The organism is Avrilella dinanensis, assembly GCF_002807015.1.
Lineage (GTDB): Bacteria > Bacteroidota > Bacteroidia > Flavobacteriales > Flavobacteriaceae > Flavobacterium > Flavobacterium dinanensis.
This window is the reverse complement of sequence record NZ_NIPO01000001.1, coordinates 558,900-578,424: the sequence shown is the minus strand read 5'-3', so window position 1 is coordinate 578,424 and position 19,525 is coordinate 558,900. Positions and strand designations below refer to the sequence as shown.

General features: G+C 28.4%; 15 protein-coding genes. 9 read left to right on the top strand and 6 right to left on the bottom strand.

All coding sequences use genetic code 11. The features are described from left to right. Window positions 1–55 precede the first annotated feature (55 nt). Window positions 56–2,029 (top strand): tetratricopeptide repeat-containing sensor histidine kinase, encoded by a 1,974-nt coding sequence (locus CDL10_RS02805; RefSeq protein ID WP_100677134.1) that lies wholly within the window; start codon window positions 56–58, stop codon window positions 2,027–2,029. A 37-nt stretch (window positions 2,030–2,066) separates the two neighbouring features. Here CDL10_RS02805 and CDL10_RS02800 read toward each other — a convergent pair whose 3' ends face one another. Genes CDL10_RS02800 through CDL10_RS02775 form a run of 6 tightly spaced genes read right to left on the bottom strand, consistent with a single transcriptional unit; the run spans window position 2,067 to window position 6,688 of the window. Next, window positions 2,067–4,160, bottom strand: a complete 2,094-nt coding sequence (locus tag CDL10_RS02800; protein ID WP_100677133.1) for an outer membrane beta-barrel protein — start codon at window positions 4,158–4,160, stop codon at window positions 2,067–2,069. Then, window positions 4,160–5,053: an HTTM domain-containing protein gene (locus tag CDL10_RS11340; RefSeq protein WP_117615779.1), complete on the bottom strand. Its 894-nt coding sequence runs from the start codon at window positions 5,051–5,053 to the stop codon at window positions 4,160–4,162. Before CDL10_RS11340 ends, CDL10_RS02800 begins: the two co-directional genes overlap by 1 nt. Next, window positions 5,050–5,694, bottom strand: a complete 645-nt coding sequence (locus CDL10_RS02790) for a hypothetical protein (RefSeq protein WP_133119445.1) — start codon at window positions 5,692–5,694, stop codon at window positions 5,050–5,052. Before CDL10_RS02790 ends, CDL10_RS11340 begins: the two co-directional genes overlap by 4 nt. Continuing rightward, the gene (locus CDL10_RS02785) at window positions 5,651–5,935 is read right to left on the bottom strand and encodes a hypothetical protein (RefSeq protein ID WP_100677130.1); all 285 of its coding nucleotides are present in this window, start codon (window positions 5,933–5,935) and stop codon (window positions 5,651–5,653) included. Before CDL10_RS02785 ends, CDL10_RS02790 begins: the two co-directional genes overlap by 44 nt. A gap of 59 nt (window positions 5,936–5,994) precedes the next feature. Then, a complete protein-coding gene (locus CDL10_RS02780) occupies window positions 5,995–6,330 on the bottom strand; it encodes a hypothetical protein (RefSeq protein WP_100677129.1) in 336 nt (111 codons plus the stop codon). A gap of 25 nt (window positions 6,331–6,355) precedes the next feature. After that, entirely contained in the window at window positions 6,356–6,688 is a 333-nt protein-coding gene (locus tag CDL10_RS02775) for a hypothetical protein (RefSeq protein ID WP_133119444.1), read from the bottom strand. A 574-nt stretch (window positions 6,689–7,262) separates the two neighbouring features. Between CDL10_RS02775 and CDL10_RS02770 the strand changes: the two genes are divergently transcribed. Genes CDL10_RS02770 through CDL10_RS02735 form a run of 8 tightly spaced genes read left to right on the top strand, consistent with a single transcriptional unit; the run spans window position 7,263 to window position 19,500 of the window. After that, window positions 7,263–8,339 carry a ComEC/Rec2 family competence protein gene (locus tag CDL10_RS02770; protein ID WP_100677127.1) on the top strand — a complete coding sequence of 359 codons (1,077 nt, stop codon included), beginning with the start codon at window positions 7,263–7,265 and terminating at the stop codon, window positions 8,337–8,339. After that, window positions 8,321–9,625, top strand: coding sequence for an ABC-three component system protein (locus CDL10_RS02765; RefSeq protein ID WP_100677126.1), 1,305 nt, complete (start codon window positions 8,321–8,323; stop codon window positions 9,623–9,625). Before CDL10_RS02770 ends, CDL10_RS02765 begins: the two co-directional genes overlap by 19 nt. Then, window positions 9,606–10,154 (top strand): ABC-three component system middle component 1, encoded by a 549-nt coding sequence (locus tag CDL10_RS02760; RefSeq protein WP_100677125.1) that lies wholly within the window; start codon window positions 9,606–9,608, stop codon window positions 10,152–10,154. The genes CDL10_RS02765 and CDL10_RS02760 overlap by 20 nt, the downstream gene beginning before the upstream one ends. Then, complete coding sequence (locus CDL10_RS02755) at window positions 10,141–13,287, top strand: AAA family ATPase (RefSeq protein ID WP_133119443.1); 3,147 nt, start codon at window positions 10,141–10,143, stop codon at window positions 13,285–13,287. Before CDL10_RS02760 ends, CDL10_RS02755 begins: the two co-directional genes overlap by 14 nt. A gap of 11 nt (window positions 13,288–13,298) precedes the next feature. Next, window positions 13,299–14,621 carry a hypothetical protein gene (locus CDL10_RS02750; RefSeq protein ID WP_100677123.1) on the top strand — a complete coding sequence of 441 codons (1,323 nt, stop codon included), beginning with the start codon at window positions 13,299–13,301 and terminating at the stop codon, window positions 14,619–14,621. Next, a complete protein-coding gene (locus CDL10_RS02745; RefSeq protein ID WP_100677122.1) occupies window positions 14,594–15,274 on the top strand; it encodes a condensin complex protein MksE in 681 nt (226 codons plus the stop codon). Before CDL10_RS02750 ends, CDL10_RS02745 begins: the two co-directional genes overlap by 28 nt. Beyond that, complete coding sequence (locus tag CDL10_RS02740; protein ID WP_133119442.1) at window positions 15,264–18,566, top strand: hypothetical protein; 3,303 nt, start codon at window positions 15,264–15,266, stop codon at window positions 18,564–18,566. The genes CDL10_RS02745 and CDL10_RS02740 overlap by 11 nt, the downstream gene beginning before the upstream one ends. Beyond that, window positions 18,559–19,500 (top strand): hypothetical protein, encoded by a 942-nt coding sequence (locus tag CDL10_RS02735; protein ID WP_100677120.1) that lies wholly within the window; start codon window positions 18,559–18,561, stop codon window positions 19,498–19,500. Before CDL10_RS02740 ends, CDL10_RS02735 begins: the two co-directional genes overlap by 8 nt. Window positions 19,501–19,525: the final 25 nt, after the last annotated feature.

The following is a 19,525-nucleotide window of genomic DNA, read 5'->3' as shown; positions in this document are numbered from 1 at the left end:
GTTTCTTTACAAACCGCTTTTCTAATATTATATTTGTTGAAATTCTAGTTGGTCAATGAGTATAAATCAATATTTTTTGTTTGCTTTCTGTGTGCTTTTTTTCTCTTGTGAAAAACCACAGGCAGTCGGTAATTCTGCTTCCAAAAATTTAGGAATACAATACGTAGATAGTATTTACAATGTAAGGCTGCAAACACCTAATGATTCTTTAGGCAGAGAAAAACTTTTAGAAGTAGCCAGTGAATACGAAAATAGAGGGTTATTTATAGAATCAAAACAGGCGTTAGAAGAAATTTTTAAGAGAGCAACAAAAAAGAAAGATACCTTACATCAGGCAAAAGTTTATTGGTATTTGGGGAATGTTTATGATAACCAACAAAAATTAGATAGTGCATTTTTATGCTATACCAAAGCAGAAAAACTGTATAACCTTACAAAAAAAGATAGCTTAAACTGGGGGCGTATGATTTCGTATAAAGCAGGAATTTTGTATAATATGGGGATTTCCGCTGAGAGCGAAGTACAAACCATACGTGCTCTTAATATCTTAAATAAATCAAGAAATACCAGACTAATTTATGAAGCTACTTTAAGAATGGCATTAAACCTAAAGAATCTTAAAGAATATGACGAAGCTTTAAACTATTACGACAAAATACCCGGCTTATTGAATCGGCTTGAAAATGAAAAATATAATTCGAATAGAATAGAAAGATCATGGCTGTCTTATTATAATAACATGGGCAATTTTTATATTGAAACCAATAATTATTTAAAAGCAAAAGAGTATCTTGATATGGCACTCTCACAAGAATATGTAGAAAGTTATCCGAAGCTACATGCTATGCTACTTAATAACTATGCAAAAAACAGCATATACTCTTCAAGTCAGAACCAAGAAATTATCGATTCTTTACTGAGTACTTCGTTGAAGATACGAGAAGAAATAGATCACAAACAAGGAATAATTGGCAGTAAAATTATTATCGGCGAATATTTCCTAACTCAACAGGATACTTTACATGCTTTGAAAAATTTTAACGAAGCCTACATTTTGTCTATTAAATACCACAGTAATTATGATCTTTTACAAAGTTTAGAACTCTTGTCAGTAAATGATAAAGAAAACAAAATTCTATATACGGAAAAATATCATAAAGTAAAGGACAGTTTGTATGAGTTGGAAAAAGCTACCCGAAATAAATTTGCACGAATTGCTTACGAAACCGATGAAGTAGAAGAACAAAACACCATACTCAGTAAAAGAAATAGTTATTTATTTGCAGGTGTACTGTTTATTTCTCTTTTCACCATATTAATATTTATAGTGCTTCGACTTAAAATCAAGAATAAAGAATTGATGTATCAACAAAAAGAACAAAACAATATACAACAGATACAGGAACTTTTATTACAACAACAAACTATTACCGTAGAAACCAAAGCACGTGAACAGGATCGTATTGCAAAAGATTTACACGACGGTGTTTTAAACCGTCTTTTTACCACACGTATTAATCTGGAAGAGTTGAAAACAGATAATCCATTGAAAAAAAAACGACTGATTGAAGAATTGCAAAAAACAGAATCACAGATAAGAGAAGTCTCTCACAATTTACACAAGAACCTTTTCTCACAACAGCAGGACTTTTCATTAGTCTTAGAAAATCTGGTGCTAACTCAGAAAAACCCCTTTGGCACTGTTTTTAATTGCTCTATAAATAAAAAAATAAAATGGGAACGCTTTAATATCAAAGAAAAAACAAACATTTATCTGATTATTCAGGAACTGCTGCAAAACGTAAACAAACACAGTAAAGCACAAAAATGTTTTGTTTTTGTTTTAGAAAAAGAAAATTCATTACTTGTCCGTGTACACGATGACGGCATTGGCTTTAAAAAGAATCAAGAAAAAACAGGTTTAGGACTTAACAGTATAAAAGACCGTTTATCTGAGTTAAAGGGAAAAATAGAAATTAAAACTGAAAAAGGAACTACGGTAATTTCAGTACAAATACCTATTGTTTAGCCCTCAAAGATTGATTAAAATTATTTTATAAATCTTTTTACAAACGATCTAATGTGTTGTCTCTAAGTTGTTCTACTTCTTTTGCTTTAAAAGCTTTTCCAGAAAAGGTATATCTTACAGAAAGACCAACATTTCTTACATCATTATAAGTAATCGAACTGTAAGAATAGTTGTCTAATAACGTTTTTATTCCTTGTTTACTTGATTTAAAAATATCGTTTGCGTATAGTATAAAATTGAAATTATTTATTTTTTTCGAGAAACTTGTATTTACAATTTGAGATTGACGATGTTCTATTAAACCATCTTTATAAGAAGAATTAAAATTATAATATAATGTAAACATATAATTTTTACCTAAATCAACCACATTTTGAATTCCTAATGAAACTATTGGAGAGCTTTTTTTTATATCGTAAGCATCGTCGATTAATTTTGGTAATGTAAAATATAAAGTTGGGCGAATGTTCCATTTTCCATTCAACAAATGATTATTATATTCTACTCCTGTATTTAAAAAATAAACCTGATCAAAATTTTTGTATGTCGTAAGAATAATTCCATTTTCCTCTTCCATAAAAGAAGATATGAAATTATTAATATAGCTACCGGATAATGAAAAAACAAATTTATTTAGCATCAATTCATAATTCAGGCTATATTGTAGGGCAGGTACTATATCTTGGTCTCCAGCTGACTGTGTTATATCTTCGTTCAGACTGCGAAAAGGATTTATATAAGCATAGTTCGGACGAGATATTTGCTTTCTCACAGCAATCGATTGATAGGTATTTTCATTATTCCAGTAATAACCTGCATTAAATAATAAGTTGGTATAGTTTTGTTTATCCTCTAATCTTTTATCTAACATATTGTTTTCAAAGGCATAGTCCGAAAATGTACTTTCTGTTCTAATGCCAGCTATGATGGATTTTCTTTCACTAATCTGATAGGAGTGATTGATGTAAAGTGATAATACTTTCTCATTGTAATAAAAAGGAGCGTTTATATTTGTATCCTGTGTAAAAGCCTTATTTTTATTTTTTTGTTCAATTGAATGAAATCGTGTTCCAAAATCGGTAACACCTAATACAGATGTAAGGTTCAAATCTGCAAATCCGATAATAATAGGTGTTTTATTTTCCACTTGTTGTTGCTGATTAATTCCATATTCTGTAGCATAAAAATTGGTTTCGGATGTATTAATAATTTGGTAACTGCCCGTTTTCAAAATTAATTTATCTGATAGATTTGATTTCCAGATTTGAGAAAGTCTAAGAAAATCGGAATTTGTTTTGCCCCCTGAGTTTCGATGTGAAAAGTCGGCAACCATCGCCCCATCATTATCAATATTTCCGTTGGTGTATAAACTTGTAAAATAGAAATTGTTTTTTTTGTCTAATGCATAAACCAAATTCAACTGTAAATTATGGGAGCGTGAAATATAATCATTTTTTAATGTATACTTCTGAATTCCGTTGGCAGTAGTATATATTTCCGTATCTGCATTTGACGAAAGGGTACTATATCCAAAGTTGTAATTTGTGTAAAAGTATAATTTTTTGAAATTTTGAGAATAATTGATGTTAGTATACGAAAAAGGATTTGTTTTAAACCCTGCATTTTCATTAATACCAAAACGATATTGCTGTTCTCTATTTTTTAAAATAATATTAACCACTGCTCCCACAGCCGAATCATACATCGAGCCGGGATTTGTTGTTAATTCTATTTTACTAACCGTATCCGGATTTAGACTACGGAGGTAATTTTCGAGATCTTCACCATTGAGCTCTGTTCGGATACCATCTATTTCTACGATAGCTGTTTTCCCATTTATTTTTAATGACTGATTATCGAAAGTTTGTAATAGAGGGATGTTTTTCAGACCTTCCCACGTATCAGCGAACTGATTAAAATTTGTTCCTTCTAAATTAACTTCATATTTACCTGCTCTTTGTTTTAGCTGTATTTTTCGTTTGAACTCAATAACAAGCTCTTCTAGAATGTCTTCTTCCAAATTTTCTACAGCGGTTGATAGGCTGTCTTTCTCAGTTTTTGTAATAGAATTATTTTGAGCAAAAATATTAACAAAGAATAATAAGAATGGAAGTAATATAATTTTTTTCATTAATCTTGAATTTTGTTTTTATCTTCAAAATAAAAGTTGGTAATGTTCCAAACAATCATAATGGCAGAAAAGAAATATAGATTTAAAAATAGTGCAATGAAAAAATGCATAAGAATGGTCAAATATAACCATATTTTTCTCGTTTTCCTTAAATTAATAAAAAAAGGATACAGAAGCTCAATAATAATAATAATCCATCCTGAAATAACAAATATCCAAGGAAACTGCCCTAAATAATTAATGCTTTCTATAAAAGGATTTTCAAAACTGGGCAAGTGCAATGCTTTCCAAATAGATTCTCCGTTTCTCCAATTGTAACCAGAAAGTTTTTCAATACCAGAAACACCATATGCCCAACAGAGATGGATTTGCATTAATCTTCTAAAAGGGGTTAGGTTTCCCGCTTTATTGAAATTTTTAAATACTTTCCTTCTTAAAGAGTAATAGTCATCAGATGGAAGTAAAACAAGATAAAAAAGAGACATAGAGCAAAAGAAATCTACTCCATATGTATAAAAGTAACTGCTTTTTATCAATCCTATTTGAAGAAATAAAAGTAAAAAAGCACTAAGTCTTGAAAAGAATCCTACTATAATTAATATACAAAGAATACAGAATATACTGTAGTATAGTACTTCAGAAGAGGCTACTGATATATTTAAGATATTACTGAAGAAATAAACAATATTATCATAGTAAAAAACATTACTAGTTAGATTATAAGTTTGAATATCGGTTGGTAATGTTTTATCAATACCATATAAATTACTGAAATCTGAGCCTAAAGAGAGCAAGTGAATTAAAAGAATTATTCCGACAGAAATTCTCAGAAAAATTAGGAACTCTGGGTTTTGCACAGAATTTCCAAAGAAAAATTGGTAAATTTTTTTCATTTTGAGACAGTAGTGCTTTCTATTTCGTATAACTTGGGTTGAAGATCAGGGTAATTTTTTAAGAATGGATAATGATATAAAAACACCTTAGTATTGACAGAATCATATTTATTGGTTTTGTCATTGAGATAATGCCTATTCATTTGCTTAAGCACAACTTTAAAAAATTGAATTTTTAAAGAATCAATTTTATCACCATATTGATTTTGTGTGGGAGCTATATTTTCAAGTTTCTTTTCTTCTATTGTCAATTTATCCATAAAAATATCATTAACCCCTCTAAAACGAATTTTTCCTTCTCTGGTTTTTAGATAATCACTTGGCAATTTTGTTTTTCCTTTACCATCTTTATATAAAGAGTTTACTATTACAATATCACTCTTTACATTTGGTGAAAAAAAACCGTAGCCGGTGTCTAACCCCGTATATGTTAAGAAAGTTTCATAAATTCTCACACCATATACAGATGCAATTATAGAGTCAATCCAAAAGACACCTTTTTTTTCGTTAAAGGACAGATAGCTAGTGTATGCTGTAGAGAATGAAACAAAAATAAAAGAAAACATTATTACAAAAATTATAAATATTTGAATACATCTATTTATACTTATCAATAATATCTTGTATTTTTTTCTCATCATCTTTGGAAATTTTTTTACGTGAAGTAGTTGTCACGAAGGTTGTAAAACTACCCTTGCTTTTTTTCTTTTTAATAAATTTAAAACCTTTTGCATCTTTAACAGATATTTTTTTTATTTCGTCAATTTGTTTCTTATTTAATTTGCCGATAATATCATGTAATTCGATTTTTTTTTGGAGATTCGAAAAAGAGCAAAGAGTTAATAAAAAGAATAAACCTATTAATAGAAATAAATTCTTCATGTATATTTATAATTAGTAGTAAGTAGCCACTATGTAGCTACTTACTAATTATTTTACAATTACGAATATTTCTCAACTAAACTATTCAGTGAACTAAATACACCAGTTGGAGAAATAATAACATCATCTTTTTTGTCAGTAAAATCTTTAGAATCTTTAATAGAATCCCTTGTAAGCACATTTAAACTAGATGAATATATGCTTTTGTCGATTACTTGTTTCACTGAAGTAAAGGAAGTTGAACTATTTACTCCATGCACATCTGCCGCAACAATTGAGGCTTCATTGAAGTCTTTAACAAGAATTTCTAATTCTTGTACATTAGTTTTGTTTTGAAAAATTGATAAAGCTACCAAGGGAAGCACAATCAATGCTGGTAATAAAACTTTTTTCATGATATAAAATTTTAAATTAAAAATGTTAATGATATTTGTTTATTATGTTTTTAAGTGTAATATCAATAGAGAACTCTGGCTCTATTGTAGTGCTTGTTTGGTTTATATGAGTTGAAACTCTCTTTACTTCTTTCATGTGTATATAAGTCACTCTGTTTAAATTTACCGATATAACTTCTTTTTTCTCTATATATGAAATGAACTCTGAAGTGCCAATGACTGATAGTTTATGAAAATCAATCTTTCCTGCTTCTACAGAGGGACTATTTAAGTTACTCATCGCAAAGGTACTGTTGTAGCCCATTATCATTATGGTTAGTAATACAGATAAACCTATCTTTTCTTTGTGTTTTTTCATATCTTTATATTGTTTAATTTATTTCTTTACTCGGATTTAAAGCTTATATTTAAAGCAATATTTTAGCAACACCTTATTTATATCGCGTTATAAAGACAAAGGAACATATTTAATTTCAGCGAGAGGTGTACCTCAAGTATCGTTTCTGTTAAAGTTTGCGTGTTTTCGATAGATCTATTTTTAACAATTTCAACACTTTAAGTATCGTGTGTTTTCTTGTAAAAGTTTAAATTTTGCACTTAAATATGATATACAGAGAAAAAGAAATACACACCTAATACGTTTATGATTTTAACGATAACCAGATTCTATATTAAATCTGGTTATCATTTTTGTGATTTAGTATTGAAACGAGTAGATGTGTAATTGGGTAGAGACAAACAGTATTTAAAGAAGAAAAATTAAAAAAGCTAAGCATTAAAACCTTTCAATAATTATATATGGATTATCTACATTGGTTTTCATGTTCCTGATAGTAGTTGGCAAATTGTGGTTTCCATATCAAGAAAGTTGTTATTTCAAATATATTTGTAAATTTAGATTTCTTTTAATATAGATAAAGAACCCTTGATTTATGAAAATAAAATTTTTACAGGCCTTTAATGGAGACTCTATTTGGGTTTCATTTCTGGAAAATGAAACTCCACGAAATATAATCATAGATGGTGGTACTGGAGATACGTATGAAAATAAATTAAGAAGAAAAGGAGATTTATTTAATGCTATTGAATATATCCGAAATAATAAACAAAGTATAGACCTTTTAGTTCTTACTCATTTTGATGACGATCATATCGGCGGAATTTTGAGATGGCTGAATAAAGACAAAGAGTCTTCTAATCTTATTAAAAAGGTTTGGTTTAACTCAGGAAAGGAAATAGCTAAGAAGTTTGAAAGCGATGAAAACAAAGATTTGGATATTGAAATCGTTGACGGAGCCGACGATTTTCATACAAGTCCTAAACAAGGAATTAAATTTGAAAAATATCTTAGAGATAATAATTTATGGGAAGGGGAAATTATTGAACAAGGTTCAGAATATGATTTATTTGGCTTAAAATTCAAAATTTTGTCGCCAAACAACGAGAAGCTCGATAAGCTTTTAAAGCTGTATGAAAAACAAGAGGATTATTTTACAAGTGGTGATGAATATGATTTCGAGATTTCTTTGAAAGATTTTATTGATGAAGAAAGTCAACTCGGTTTTAGATTTAAGGAGGATACAAGTGTTGCAAATGGAAGTTCTATTGCTTTTATAATGGAATATGACAACAAAAGTTTTCTATTCTTAGCTGATGCTCATCCTTCAGTAATAATCGAAGGCTTGAACAAGTTCGGTTATAATAAGGATAATCCGTTACATGTAGAATTAATGAAGGTTTCTCATCACGGAAGTATGTACAATACTGACAAAGAGCTTTTGGAAATTGTAAAAACGGATAATTATCTAATAAGTTCAAATGCAACTAAACATGGATTACCAAATAAAAGAACAATAGCTAGAATTATCAATAATAATCCTAATGCTATAATACGCTTTAATTATGATTTAACAGATAGAGTTTTCTTAGAAGAAGATTGGAATGACTTCTCTATATTTAAAGCTAAAGCAACTAATGAATTTATTTATCAATGGACGAAAACGATTTAAAAAGATATACAGTCATTTTAGGCGGTGGTAGTGGTGTTTTGTTTCAACCTTTGGATGAAAACAAAACCTATATACTCACTGCTAAACATATTTTATATAAAGATATAAAAAACGAAAGAGGCCAAAAGACTGGTGAAGAGTTAATTGCAAAAATCAACTTTAGTTATTCCAATGATCAAAGTAATACAATAGAGTTTGAAATAAAGAAAGGAGAAAATTATTTTGAACACGATAATGCTGATGCTGCGATATTAGTTTTGGAAGAGGGTTTAGGTTTTGATCAAATTTTTATTGACGAAAGAACAACTGGTTTTGATGGTTTTAACTTAACAGGTTATCCTAACAGTAAACGCAACGCAGATGATAAATATGATAAACAAATAATAAGAGACTTAAACAGTTATACCGATAGTCTAATCGCATTAAGGCTAGTTGTTAATCATTTAGATCACGAGCAAATCACTGGGTTTTCAGGAGGAGGAATCATTAAAACTAATGGTGATAGTTTATTATTAGCAGGAATTCAAAGCAAAACACCAAATGATCCATGTAATGGAGAAATACAAGTTGTGCCAATAAAAAGATTTGAAGAAATAGTTGATGGTAATAATTTATCAAAATTACTACCTAGTTATTTATCAAATATTGAACTACTAATAAATTCAATAATCAGCTATAATGAAACTCTACCTGCTTTAAAACCCAAATTACAAGTTGCTATTAGAAAACAATTCGCACAAGTTAAATGCGAATTAAATAGTATTTATTCGAGTAATTATATAAAAAATTCATCAACGTCGATAGGAGGTATAAAAAGTAAACGTTTTTGGACTTCATTTCTCGAATATGCTTTAATAATTAGTCTTCTTGAAGTAAATGGTTTCGATGAAGATGTTTTAGCTAAAATGAATATAACTAAGAAATTTATATTTTCTGACTCTTCTAAAGATATATATGATTTGTATAGCGAGGTACTACTGTTTGCATCTGAAAATATTAGTGATAACTGTCAAGTTTTATTAGCGACTAATCAAACTCCAAATTCTCCAAATAGAAGAAGAATGCCAGCTAGTGAAGTTAATCTTAATGTGGGTAGTGTAGTAGATACCGAAACTATTGATAGGGTACAAACAAGCTCAAAAATAAAGGAGATAATACACTTAAAAGCGATTGAGTTTGATTGTATTAATTCAAATGAAAATGCTTTAAATAAATTCTCGATACAACAATTTGAAGATATTTTAACCGAAATTAAACGACTTGTATATGAATTTTTCAACAATTGAAATAAATAAACTAGACTTTGAAATTGAAAATTGTAAAGTCTATCACTATAGAAACGAGGATAACTTCAGAATAAATATTTTTTTTCTTGAAGCTAACAGCGATGTAATAAATGAAAATTGGAAACGATTTTCAAATATGGTCGCAGCCAATTATCAAACATCAGAATATATGTCAAATAGGGAGTTTGATAAATGGAATTTTTATATCATTTACATCTCAAAAGACGATGTTTCTAAAGAACTCAAAAACAAAATTGAGAATGATAAATTTTCAAGTAGAAAAATTGTTGAAGATTTATTTGATAAAGAATTTAATGATAAAGAGGCAAATCAATTAATCGTAAAACACATTACAAATACTGATTTAGAAGATATTTTAAGCCAAACTCAAAATAAGATTCAGGAAGAATATAAACCTGTTAATACTGGATTATGGAAACTGGTTCATAAAGACATTTCGTTTGGAAGAGACACAGAATTACAGAAACAAATCGTTGAACAAATAATTCGACTTAATGATGAAAATTAAAGAAGTTCAAATCTCAAATTTCAGAGCCTTTAATGATGTAAATTGCTCTACGTTTAATTTCGTTAATAACAAAAACGAAATATCAGATTTAATATCCATTTATGCTCCGAACGGATTTGGAAAAACATCTTTTTATGATGCAGTAGAATGGGGCGTTACAGGTAAAATAGAGCGATTTGATTTAGTAGGGGATTTTGATAAAACTAGAAAAGAAAACAAAAAGGGAGGAAACAAAAATATACTTCAACATATCGGATCTACTGAAAATGGATTTGTTAATGTAATTACTGAAAAAGATACGTTTGCAGAAAAAATTACAAATACAGAATATAATCACAAAAAAGAACCTAAAAACAAATTCTTCAGAGATGTTGTACTATCTCAGGAAATGATTGATAATTTTCTAAAAGAACAAACAGCAGAGGAACGATATAATAAATTCGTTGAATCTTATCCTGAGATTACAAAATATAACAATACGTATAAAAACCTTGGAACCCTATTGAATTATAGTATCCAAGAAATTAAAAGATTAGAAAAAGACATTAAGAAAAATAAAGATAGTCAACTTGAAATAGATTTTGAATTAGAATTTAAAAAATTTGACCAAATTAATGAAGCTATTCAATTTCTTAGGATAAATCAGGAAACAATAGATTTGATCGAAAAAGAAACTTTTGATAATACATTGTATGATATTTTAACCAGTCAGGTTAAGTCTAAATTAGTTTCATTACAGTTAGAATTAGAAGCCAAAAAGATAAGAATTGGAAATATCCAAATTGCTAGAAATGGAGACGAAAGCAATAATAATAACGGAGGTGTCCTTACCTATATAGAGAACAAAAAGAAATTAGCAAATTTTGATTTAAGAATCAAAGAGATAAAAAATATTATTTCTTTAATTGAGAATAAGGAGAAAATTCAAGCAGAAAATAATAGTTTAAAAGAAAAGTTGTCAAGAGAACAAAATACTCATATTGGCTTCCTCTCTATCGAAAAAAAGTTAGACACATATATTTTTCTTCACAAAGAAATAACCAAACACAAAAAACGAATTGCTGACTTAAATGAAAACAATTTAAAAGTTGAAACAGAAAGTACTACTTTTAGGGAAAGTATTAATCGTTCTCAAAATGAAATGGCTCAACAGCAAGAGTCTCTGAAACAGTACCAAAGCATAATAAATGAATTACCTAACCAAAAAAGCAAATTAGAATTAGCCAAGAAGAATGTAGAATCTTTCCGGAAAGGAGTTACAGAAGTGTCTAATTCTATCACTGTAAAACAGAATAAATTAAACGAATTACAACAAGTACAAAATCAATTCAATTACTATGAAAATTATATTGAAAATGATTTAGGACTTTTATTGGAACTAAATGAGTTTAAGGATCAAAAGACAGAAATAGAGGAGCAAATTAAATCAACAAACAAAATAAATATTCAAAAAAATGAACTGGTTAAAATTGAAAATAAAATAAATGCTCAAAATCAGTTTAATAATGAACTAAAAGAATATGTTAAACGTGGATTAGATATTATTTCACAAGATAACTCTACTGATTGTCCTTTGTGTAGTCAAAAATATGAATCATTTGAAGAGTTATCAAGCCGTATTGTTGGAAATAAAATTTTTGATGAACAGTTGAAAGAAAGTTTATCAAATAAAATCGGTATTGAAGACAAAATTACTAAATTAAATGAGGAAATACATTTAAGAAAAGAAAAACTAAAAAAGCACCTTGATGAACTAAAACGCCCCTTCAAAACAGAATTTACAAAGATTGAGAAAGAAATTCAAAATTTATCTTTACAAAAAGATGAAAAAATCAAGGAACTAAATAGTGTTCAGTCAAATTACAATGAAGCTATTTTATTCTTTAACAATGAATCTGATATTGATGTCTTTGAAAAAAAGATAAAAAAGCAAATTGAAAATTTAAAATTCCGTATCAATGAACTAAATAAAACAATTAGTGCAAGCACATCTAAAATAAATGAGAATAACGCTCAATTAAAAACTAATAATGAGAATACTGAAATTATAAAAGAAGCTGTAAACGAATTAAAATCTGCGAAGGAGTATAATGAAGTAATTGTTTTTTTTAGTCAGACATTAAACTCTAATGAAGTTAATAAAGTACTTTTTGAAACTGAAAAACAAAAATTAGAATGGGTAATTAATAACTTAAAAAACAATATAGAGGAAAAGCAAAAAAAATTAAATGAGTTTGAAAGTAAACTGTCAAGCTATACGCTTTCTAAAGAAGATTATCTCACTAAACTAAAAGAACTGGACGATCTTAAATTATTGACATCAAATATTTTTGAAAATTTCGAAAATTTCATCAGAACGGAATTCGGAATTAATTTAAAAGACAAAAATAAACAACAAATAGATGCTGACTTTGATGCACTAATTGAACAAGAAAAAAACAATCAAGATATTATTGAAAATAAGGTAAAGCAGTACAAAGTTATTGAAGCCTTGAAAGAAGATTGCTTAAAGGTTTCTGTTTCTAAGAAAATTGAAATCGAAATAGATAAATTAAAAAAGAGTTTAGAAGAGTTAAAAATTGCAAGTGAAAAATTAGACCAAGAAAAGAATAGTCTTGAAATATATTTAGAAAAAACTATTGATGAATTTTTTTATACAGATTTAATTAACACTATATATAAGAAAATAGACCCACATCCTGATTATGAATCTATTGAATTTAAATGTGAGTTTGGAGAAAGTAAGCCAAGATTACAAATTTTCACAATAAAAAAGAACAACAAAGGAAAAGAAATAAAGTCTATTCCAGCATTATATTTTAGCACGGCACAAATTAATATTTTGAGTCTGAGCATATTTCTAGCAAGAGCATTAAAAGCAAAAAATATAGAGACGGGAGAATCTGTTGACTGTATTTTCATAGATGATCCTATTCAATCTATGGACAGCATAAATATTTTATCATTCATTGACTTGTTTAGAGGGATAATGACTTCTTTAGGTAAACAATTGATTGTATCAACCCACGAGGAAAATTTCCATTTGTTGTTACAAAAGAAAATCCCTAAAGAATTATTTAAATCTAAATTCATAGAGTTTGAGACTTTTGGAAAATTAAAAGTTAGCAGTTAAAAGTTGTCAACATGGAAAGCTTTAACCTATATCGCGAAGCAAAAGATCAGTATGAGAAATTAATCCCGGAAAAAAATGACGGATTGATTCTCTTGTCTCTTTATACCAAGTATAAGGATAAAGATTTTTCGGAAGAAAACATTATTTCAATTATAAATAAGATCTTTAGAGATCAGGGTAATAATGAGCGTTCTCGCACAGAATACAACAGAAACAATACTATAATTTTAAGATTACAGGAATCTTTCTTGTGGCGTAATGAAACGAAAAGAACCTATCAATTTAAAAAGTACGGATTGGAGCTTTGTCAAAATATTGAAAAACGTCTCATAGAAAAATATAATCCTGCAAAAATAAAGAGGTTTTTTGACGAATTACATAAAAGCCTCACAGAATATATTGAAGGAGAAAAAGACTTCAACGAGTGGATTGAAGATCATTTTGATATACGAATGCCTGAGCTTATTTCTCAAATTGAAATATTAGATCAACAGGTAATCGAGTCTGTTACGGACTTCAAAATCAATATTAAATCAGAAGACCAAAGTATTCTTGATATTTTAAAAGAAATCGAAATTCGTCTTGAAGTAATAAAAGAACAAGCATCTGAACTCAAAAACGCATTTCAGATATCGTATGATATTGATGAATTACTGACTGATATTCTTCAAAAGGCTGATAGTTACAACTATATTGAGAATATTCAAAAGGTTCAAAAATTCCACGATAATTCCCGAAGTCAATTAGAGCAGGTAAGCAAGAGAATTGAAAAAATAAAACCTAGGATAAGAGAATTTATTTATGATTTTAATAAGCAAGATTTTGACAGAAAAACCAATAAATTTATTCACTATCTTTTGGAAAAATCTTTTGTCAAAAAAGAAAAAAGTACGAAAAAAATTCAATTTCCGAATGATCTTTCTGGATTAAAGGTAAAATCCATAGAGCATTCTCTCACATTCAATATTATTCCAATTAGAGAGATAAGTCCTAAATTACCTGTTGAAATTATTAAGAGGAGTATCGATATTCCTAAAAGAAAAGAGTTACTGGATAAGACGCTCAAATGGAAACAAGATAAAGAAAGAATAATGTATTGGACAAATTTGGCATTTCAGGAACTGGAAGAAAAAGGTTCGCTAGTTTTTACACCATTGTTTTTTAAAATTGTAGATACAGACCGATTGGCAATTGCTGTTAAAACAGCACATAGTGTTTTGAGGAAAAGTACAAAATCCAAACAGCGATACAAGGTAGAAATTAAACAAGAGCCCGTTAATTATACTGTAAATAAAAGAATATCATTATGGCAGATGACAATTCAGAAAAAGTAGAAAAATATGGTTTTCTTTATGAAAAGAAGGCATTGAGTGTTTTTGCTAAACTGGATTATACGCTCAGAAGTGGTATTCATATTCAACGAGAATATCCTTTGGATGCAAATTTATTTCGTTTCTTAAATGAGAATGCAAATTTTGAGTCTTTGAAAAATTATTATAAAGACTTTTTCAATCTTAACCTAAGAAAAGACGGAAATGAATTCAATCAGTATTATTACTTGGATCTAAATGAAGACGGAAAAAGTAATGTTCCTTCTGATAGCAGAGACTATTTGAAAAATGAATTTATTATTGTTGGTATGCTTTTTCTGAAAATGTACAAATTAGATGGTAATATTGAACTTGATAGTATATCTGAATTTATAAGTCTTCTTTATGAAGAATACGAAGAAGAGAAAAATGCTTTGAGAAAATTAATTAATGATAACTCTTCGGATAAAGGTTCTGATTTAAATGATCAACGATTTGAAGATGTAGTAAAAAAATCATTTATCAAGTTTGGAGAGTTAGGTTGGTTAATGTGGGATGATGAAAATGAAAAGTACAAATTTAAAATAATGCCCTCTTTTGAAAGGTTACGAGCAGCATATCAGCCTCAAATAGAAACAATAGATAACCTGATTAAAGAAGTGAAAGATGCAGAATAATTTTCCTCGTATATATAGTTTATCTACCATAGGTATTAAACAACATTTTAATGCTGATTACTTATTTCATCCTTACAGAACGGATTTTAGTGGAGAAAGTGGAAGTGGAAAAAGTATGATCGCAGATATGATTCAATTAATTTTAGTTAGTTCAAGTGAATTTAAATCTGCAACAGATGGTAATAAGGATAGAGATGTAAAAGGGATGCTTTTAGCTTCCACAGGAAAATTATCTTTAAGAGGTTATGTCTTTCTAAACGTTGAAATTAGGCCAAAAAAGTACATTGTAATTGGGGTATATATCGAAAGTACAAGTAACGTTGCCGAAATGTTTATCATACAAAACGGATATGATTGGGAAGAGCTAACACCTCTAAATATGCCGATTTTCACAAAAGATTTGATTATAAATGACAAAGTAGATACACTAAATAATCTTTGTGAAAAAATTGATTTTGCAAGGATGAAATCTTTCAAGAGAAGAAACTATCATCAAGTTCTTTATAATAATGAAATTCTCTCATTAGATTTAACAAAAGATGAAACATTAAAAACCTATGCTAATATATTGAGATCTTTCTCAAGAGGTAAAGGCTTTAAAACAGAGTCTGAAAATCTAAAAAAATTCCTTTTTGGTGATGATGAGCAAAATATCATTATGGAAAAATATAGAGAGGAAGTAGGTAATATTAGTAACGATTTTCACGAACATAAAAGATATCAGGAAGAGATTGATTTAATAAATAAAAAACAATCTTCTCTAAAAAATGCCCTCGATAAAAGTAAAATATACAAATCTACTTATTCTGAATTCCTATTCAAACGATATAATTATTGGAATACTTTAAAGAGAAAAACAGTAGTGGAACAACAAAAGGCAGTAGAGGAATTAGAAAATAAAAAGGTTGAACTTAAGTTTGTTGAAAATCAGATTAAAAAGTTCAAGATAAAAGACTTAGAGGAACTTTTAGACAAAAAGAAAACCATCGCAAATCTTGCTTATAAAGATAGTTATAAAGAGGAAATAGAAAGTAAGTACTTCAATATCAAACAATATCAAACATCTGTAGAAACAGTTGATAATTGGTTGACATTAAATGACAATCAATTAGAGAAAGTTAAAGAGTGGTATAGATTTCAAACCAAAGAAAATGAGAATAAAAGGAATTTATTAGCTTTTATAAATTACCTCAAAGACAATAGTCTTATTAATGATTTTGATACCTCAAATTGGCTGATTGACTTTGAGAAAGCGAATGAAAATTTCCCTATAGAAATTGAAAAACTTGAAAAAGAAATAATTGAGCTTGAATCATTATCAAAGTTTTCAGATTTAAATAATCCAGAATCTCTCGTAAGATGGGCTACTGAAAATTTGAACTTTCCTATATCCCACACAATAGAAAGTATCTTAATCTATTTTCAGAAATATGGTAAAGCAAAACCTTCGGAACAAAATGCTAATAGATATGTTCCGTTTCCGGAAAAATTATTTGAAAATATAGAATCTAAAGTAAAAGATAAAAAAGATCATCACGGATTTTGGTTAAATCTTGATGGAGTATATGAATACATAGAATATTCACCTAACCATTTTTTAAATGTAGCTAATGTAGAATCCCTCATAAAACCATTATCGGAAATCAAAGAAGGGGTCGGAAAGAAATTAAATGCATTAAATAAAGAAAAAAGCAGTAAAGAAAAGTATAAAGAAATATTATTCAAGTTTAATAATCTTCAGGAAAACATAGATTTATACAAAAGAAAAGAGGAACTTATTTCTTTTAATATTGAGGAAAGTTTAGATGTTTCCGAAAGTAAATTTGAGCAATTTATTCAATTATATCTTGATAAAGACAATATTTTAAATCAATTCAATTTGATTCAAAAAGAATATGAAGATTTTTTGAGTATAAAAACAGTCATAGAAGAATGTAATAAAAGAATCCAAAAACTGGAAACGGATTTATTTAGTAATAAAGAAAATATTGATATAGAGTCTATTGAAAAAGAAATCTTACTTCAGAATAAAGAACTAGCTACACAACAAAATGATTTACAAAAATTAATAAATAAATTTGTTTTTGATGAGACCTTGTTGCAGAAAAAATATTTGGGCAATCAGAGTTTATTAAAAGGCAAGTATGAATTAGAAAAAGAGTGCCGGGAAATCAGTGATGATATCCAACAAAAGGAAAACACAATAAGTATATCTAATCAGGAATTAACTGAAACAGAACAAACATTTGAACAACTGTTTAAACATCAACCGGAATACGATGAAAATACTGAAGAGTTTTCTAATCCTGAAAATGGAGGTTTCAACTCCTTAAAAAATAAAGCAGACCGTTCAAAAATTGATTATGAAGTTGTAGTTAGGAAAATACTTGAAGAGATGAATTTACCATATGATGAATCTATTTCTATTGGAAAGCTAGCGAATTTAATACTTCCGACTGTTTTTCCTACATCTGTAGTTGATGAGGACTTAATTTCATCTAATATTGCAGATAGGTTAAGTAAACTTACACAGGACATTCAGGAAATCGGTTCAAGAAAAATTGAAATATTAGGCAGTATTTTTAATGAGGTATATAAAGTTTACACCAGCTACCTCACAAAAATTAATGAAATTGATGCCTTTTTAAAAAAGAAAAATAAAATTATTACAGGAGGAAACAGAGCATCATTAACATCAAAAAAATCAATTTATTATCCTGATAGTTGGCTTGGAAATTTCAGAAAACAATTAAATACCCAAATAAATAATACAGGTTTATTCAGTGAGCTTCGGGAAGAAATAGACATAAATAAAATGATGATAAAAGCTTTTCAGCAACTTGGAGGAAGTACTAAAGTTGAACCTGAAGACTTAATGAATCCAAAATCGTATTTCGATTTAGAATTTGATTTAAAACTTGAAAATGACGAGATTAATTCAGGAAGTAACGGACAAACTTATGCTGCAAATGCTTTGTTATGCTTAGCCAGATTATCTCTGATTGAAGAAAAAGGAAAAAAAGGATTAAAAATAATGCCAATAGATGAAGCTGAGGGGCTAGGCAGCAATTATAATATGTTACACGAATTAGCAAAAAAAGAACAATACCAGGTAGTAACAATGGCAATAGAAACAGCAGGCGAAATTACTGATGATGGACAGTACATTTACATTATGAATGATAATAACTTGGCAAATATAGATACTTATGTCCCTCCGCTTGGAATCTTTTCAAATGAAGTTATTCAAGATATTGATGAATACATAAATACGAAGCCGGACAATGAATAAAAATATCACTTGGAAAGAGTTAAAGGCACTTGATGATTTGTATCATTTGAAAAAGACCAAAGCAAATATTCAAGATCATCCTTATATAAAGTATTTACTAGAAGAAAAATGTATTCTTGATAAAAAGCTGGACAATACTAAAGTTATTATTTCTACAGATGGTTTTGAGGAATTCTACGAAAAAACGTTTAAATTACCATACGATGAGGCTAAGAGTTTTCTAATCGAAAGTGACATTGAGCCTAGTGCCAAAAAGAGTTTTACACTTGAAGATATTAAAACCTTAATGCTTATTGCCGAAAATAAAACGGAGTTAAAAAATAATCCAACCAATATAGAAGATTTTTCCAATGAGTTTTTTGATACTTCAAAATACTTGAAGAATAAGACAAGTTTAAGAAATGCAGTATTCAAAGTTTTAGATATCACGGAGTTTCCATTAGATAAGAAAGAGAATCAATGGAGGCTAGTTGTTGACTATTCCCATCCTAAAGCAATTGTATTATGTGAAAACAGATCCTTTTTAAAACAACCTTGGATAGCTAAGAATGCTAAAGTTAAGTTGTGGCATGTTGGAGGAAACAATATCAAGATAATTGACGATATAGATGAAATGGAACTTTCCAAGCCAATTTATTACTCTTGTGATTGGGATTTAGCAGGACTACAAATTTATTCAAGAATAAAGGCAAAACTTAGGAATAGAAATAAAGACATTTCTCTGTTATACCCTAACGAACCCCATAAAAAAATAAGCACATATATAGATTATCATTATAGCCATTGGGATTTGTCAAAAAAACTATCAGGATTGTCGATAGATTTATTTTCAAAGAGAGAACTAGTTCTTATTAATGATCTAATTCAAAGCGAAAAGTGGATAGAAGAAGAATCATTTGATTTATTAGCAATGTTAAAATTAAGCTCTCTGTAATAAAATAGACAAAAATAAAACTATA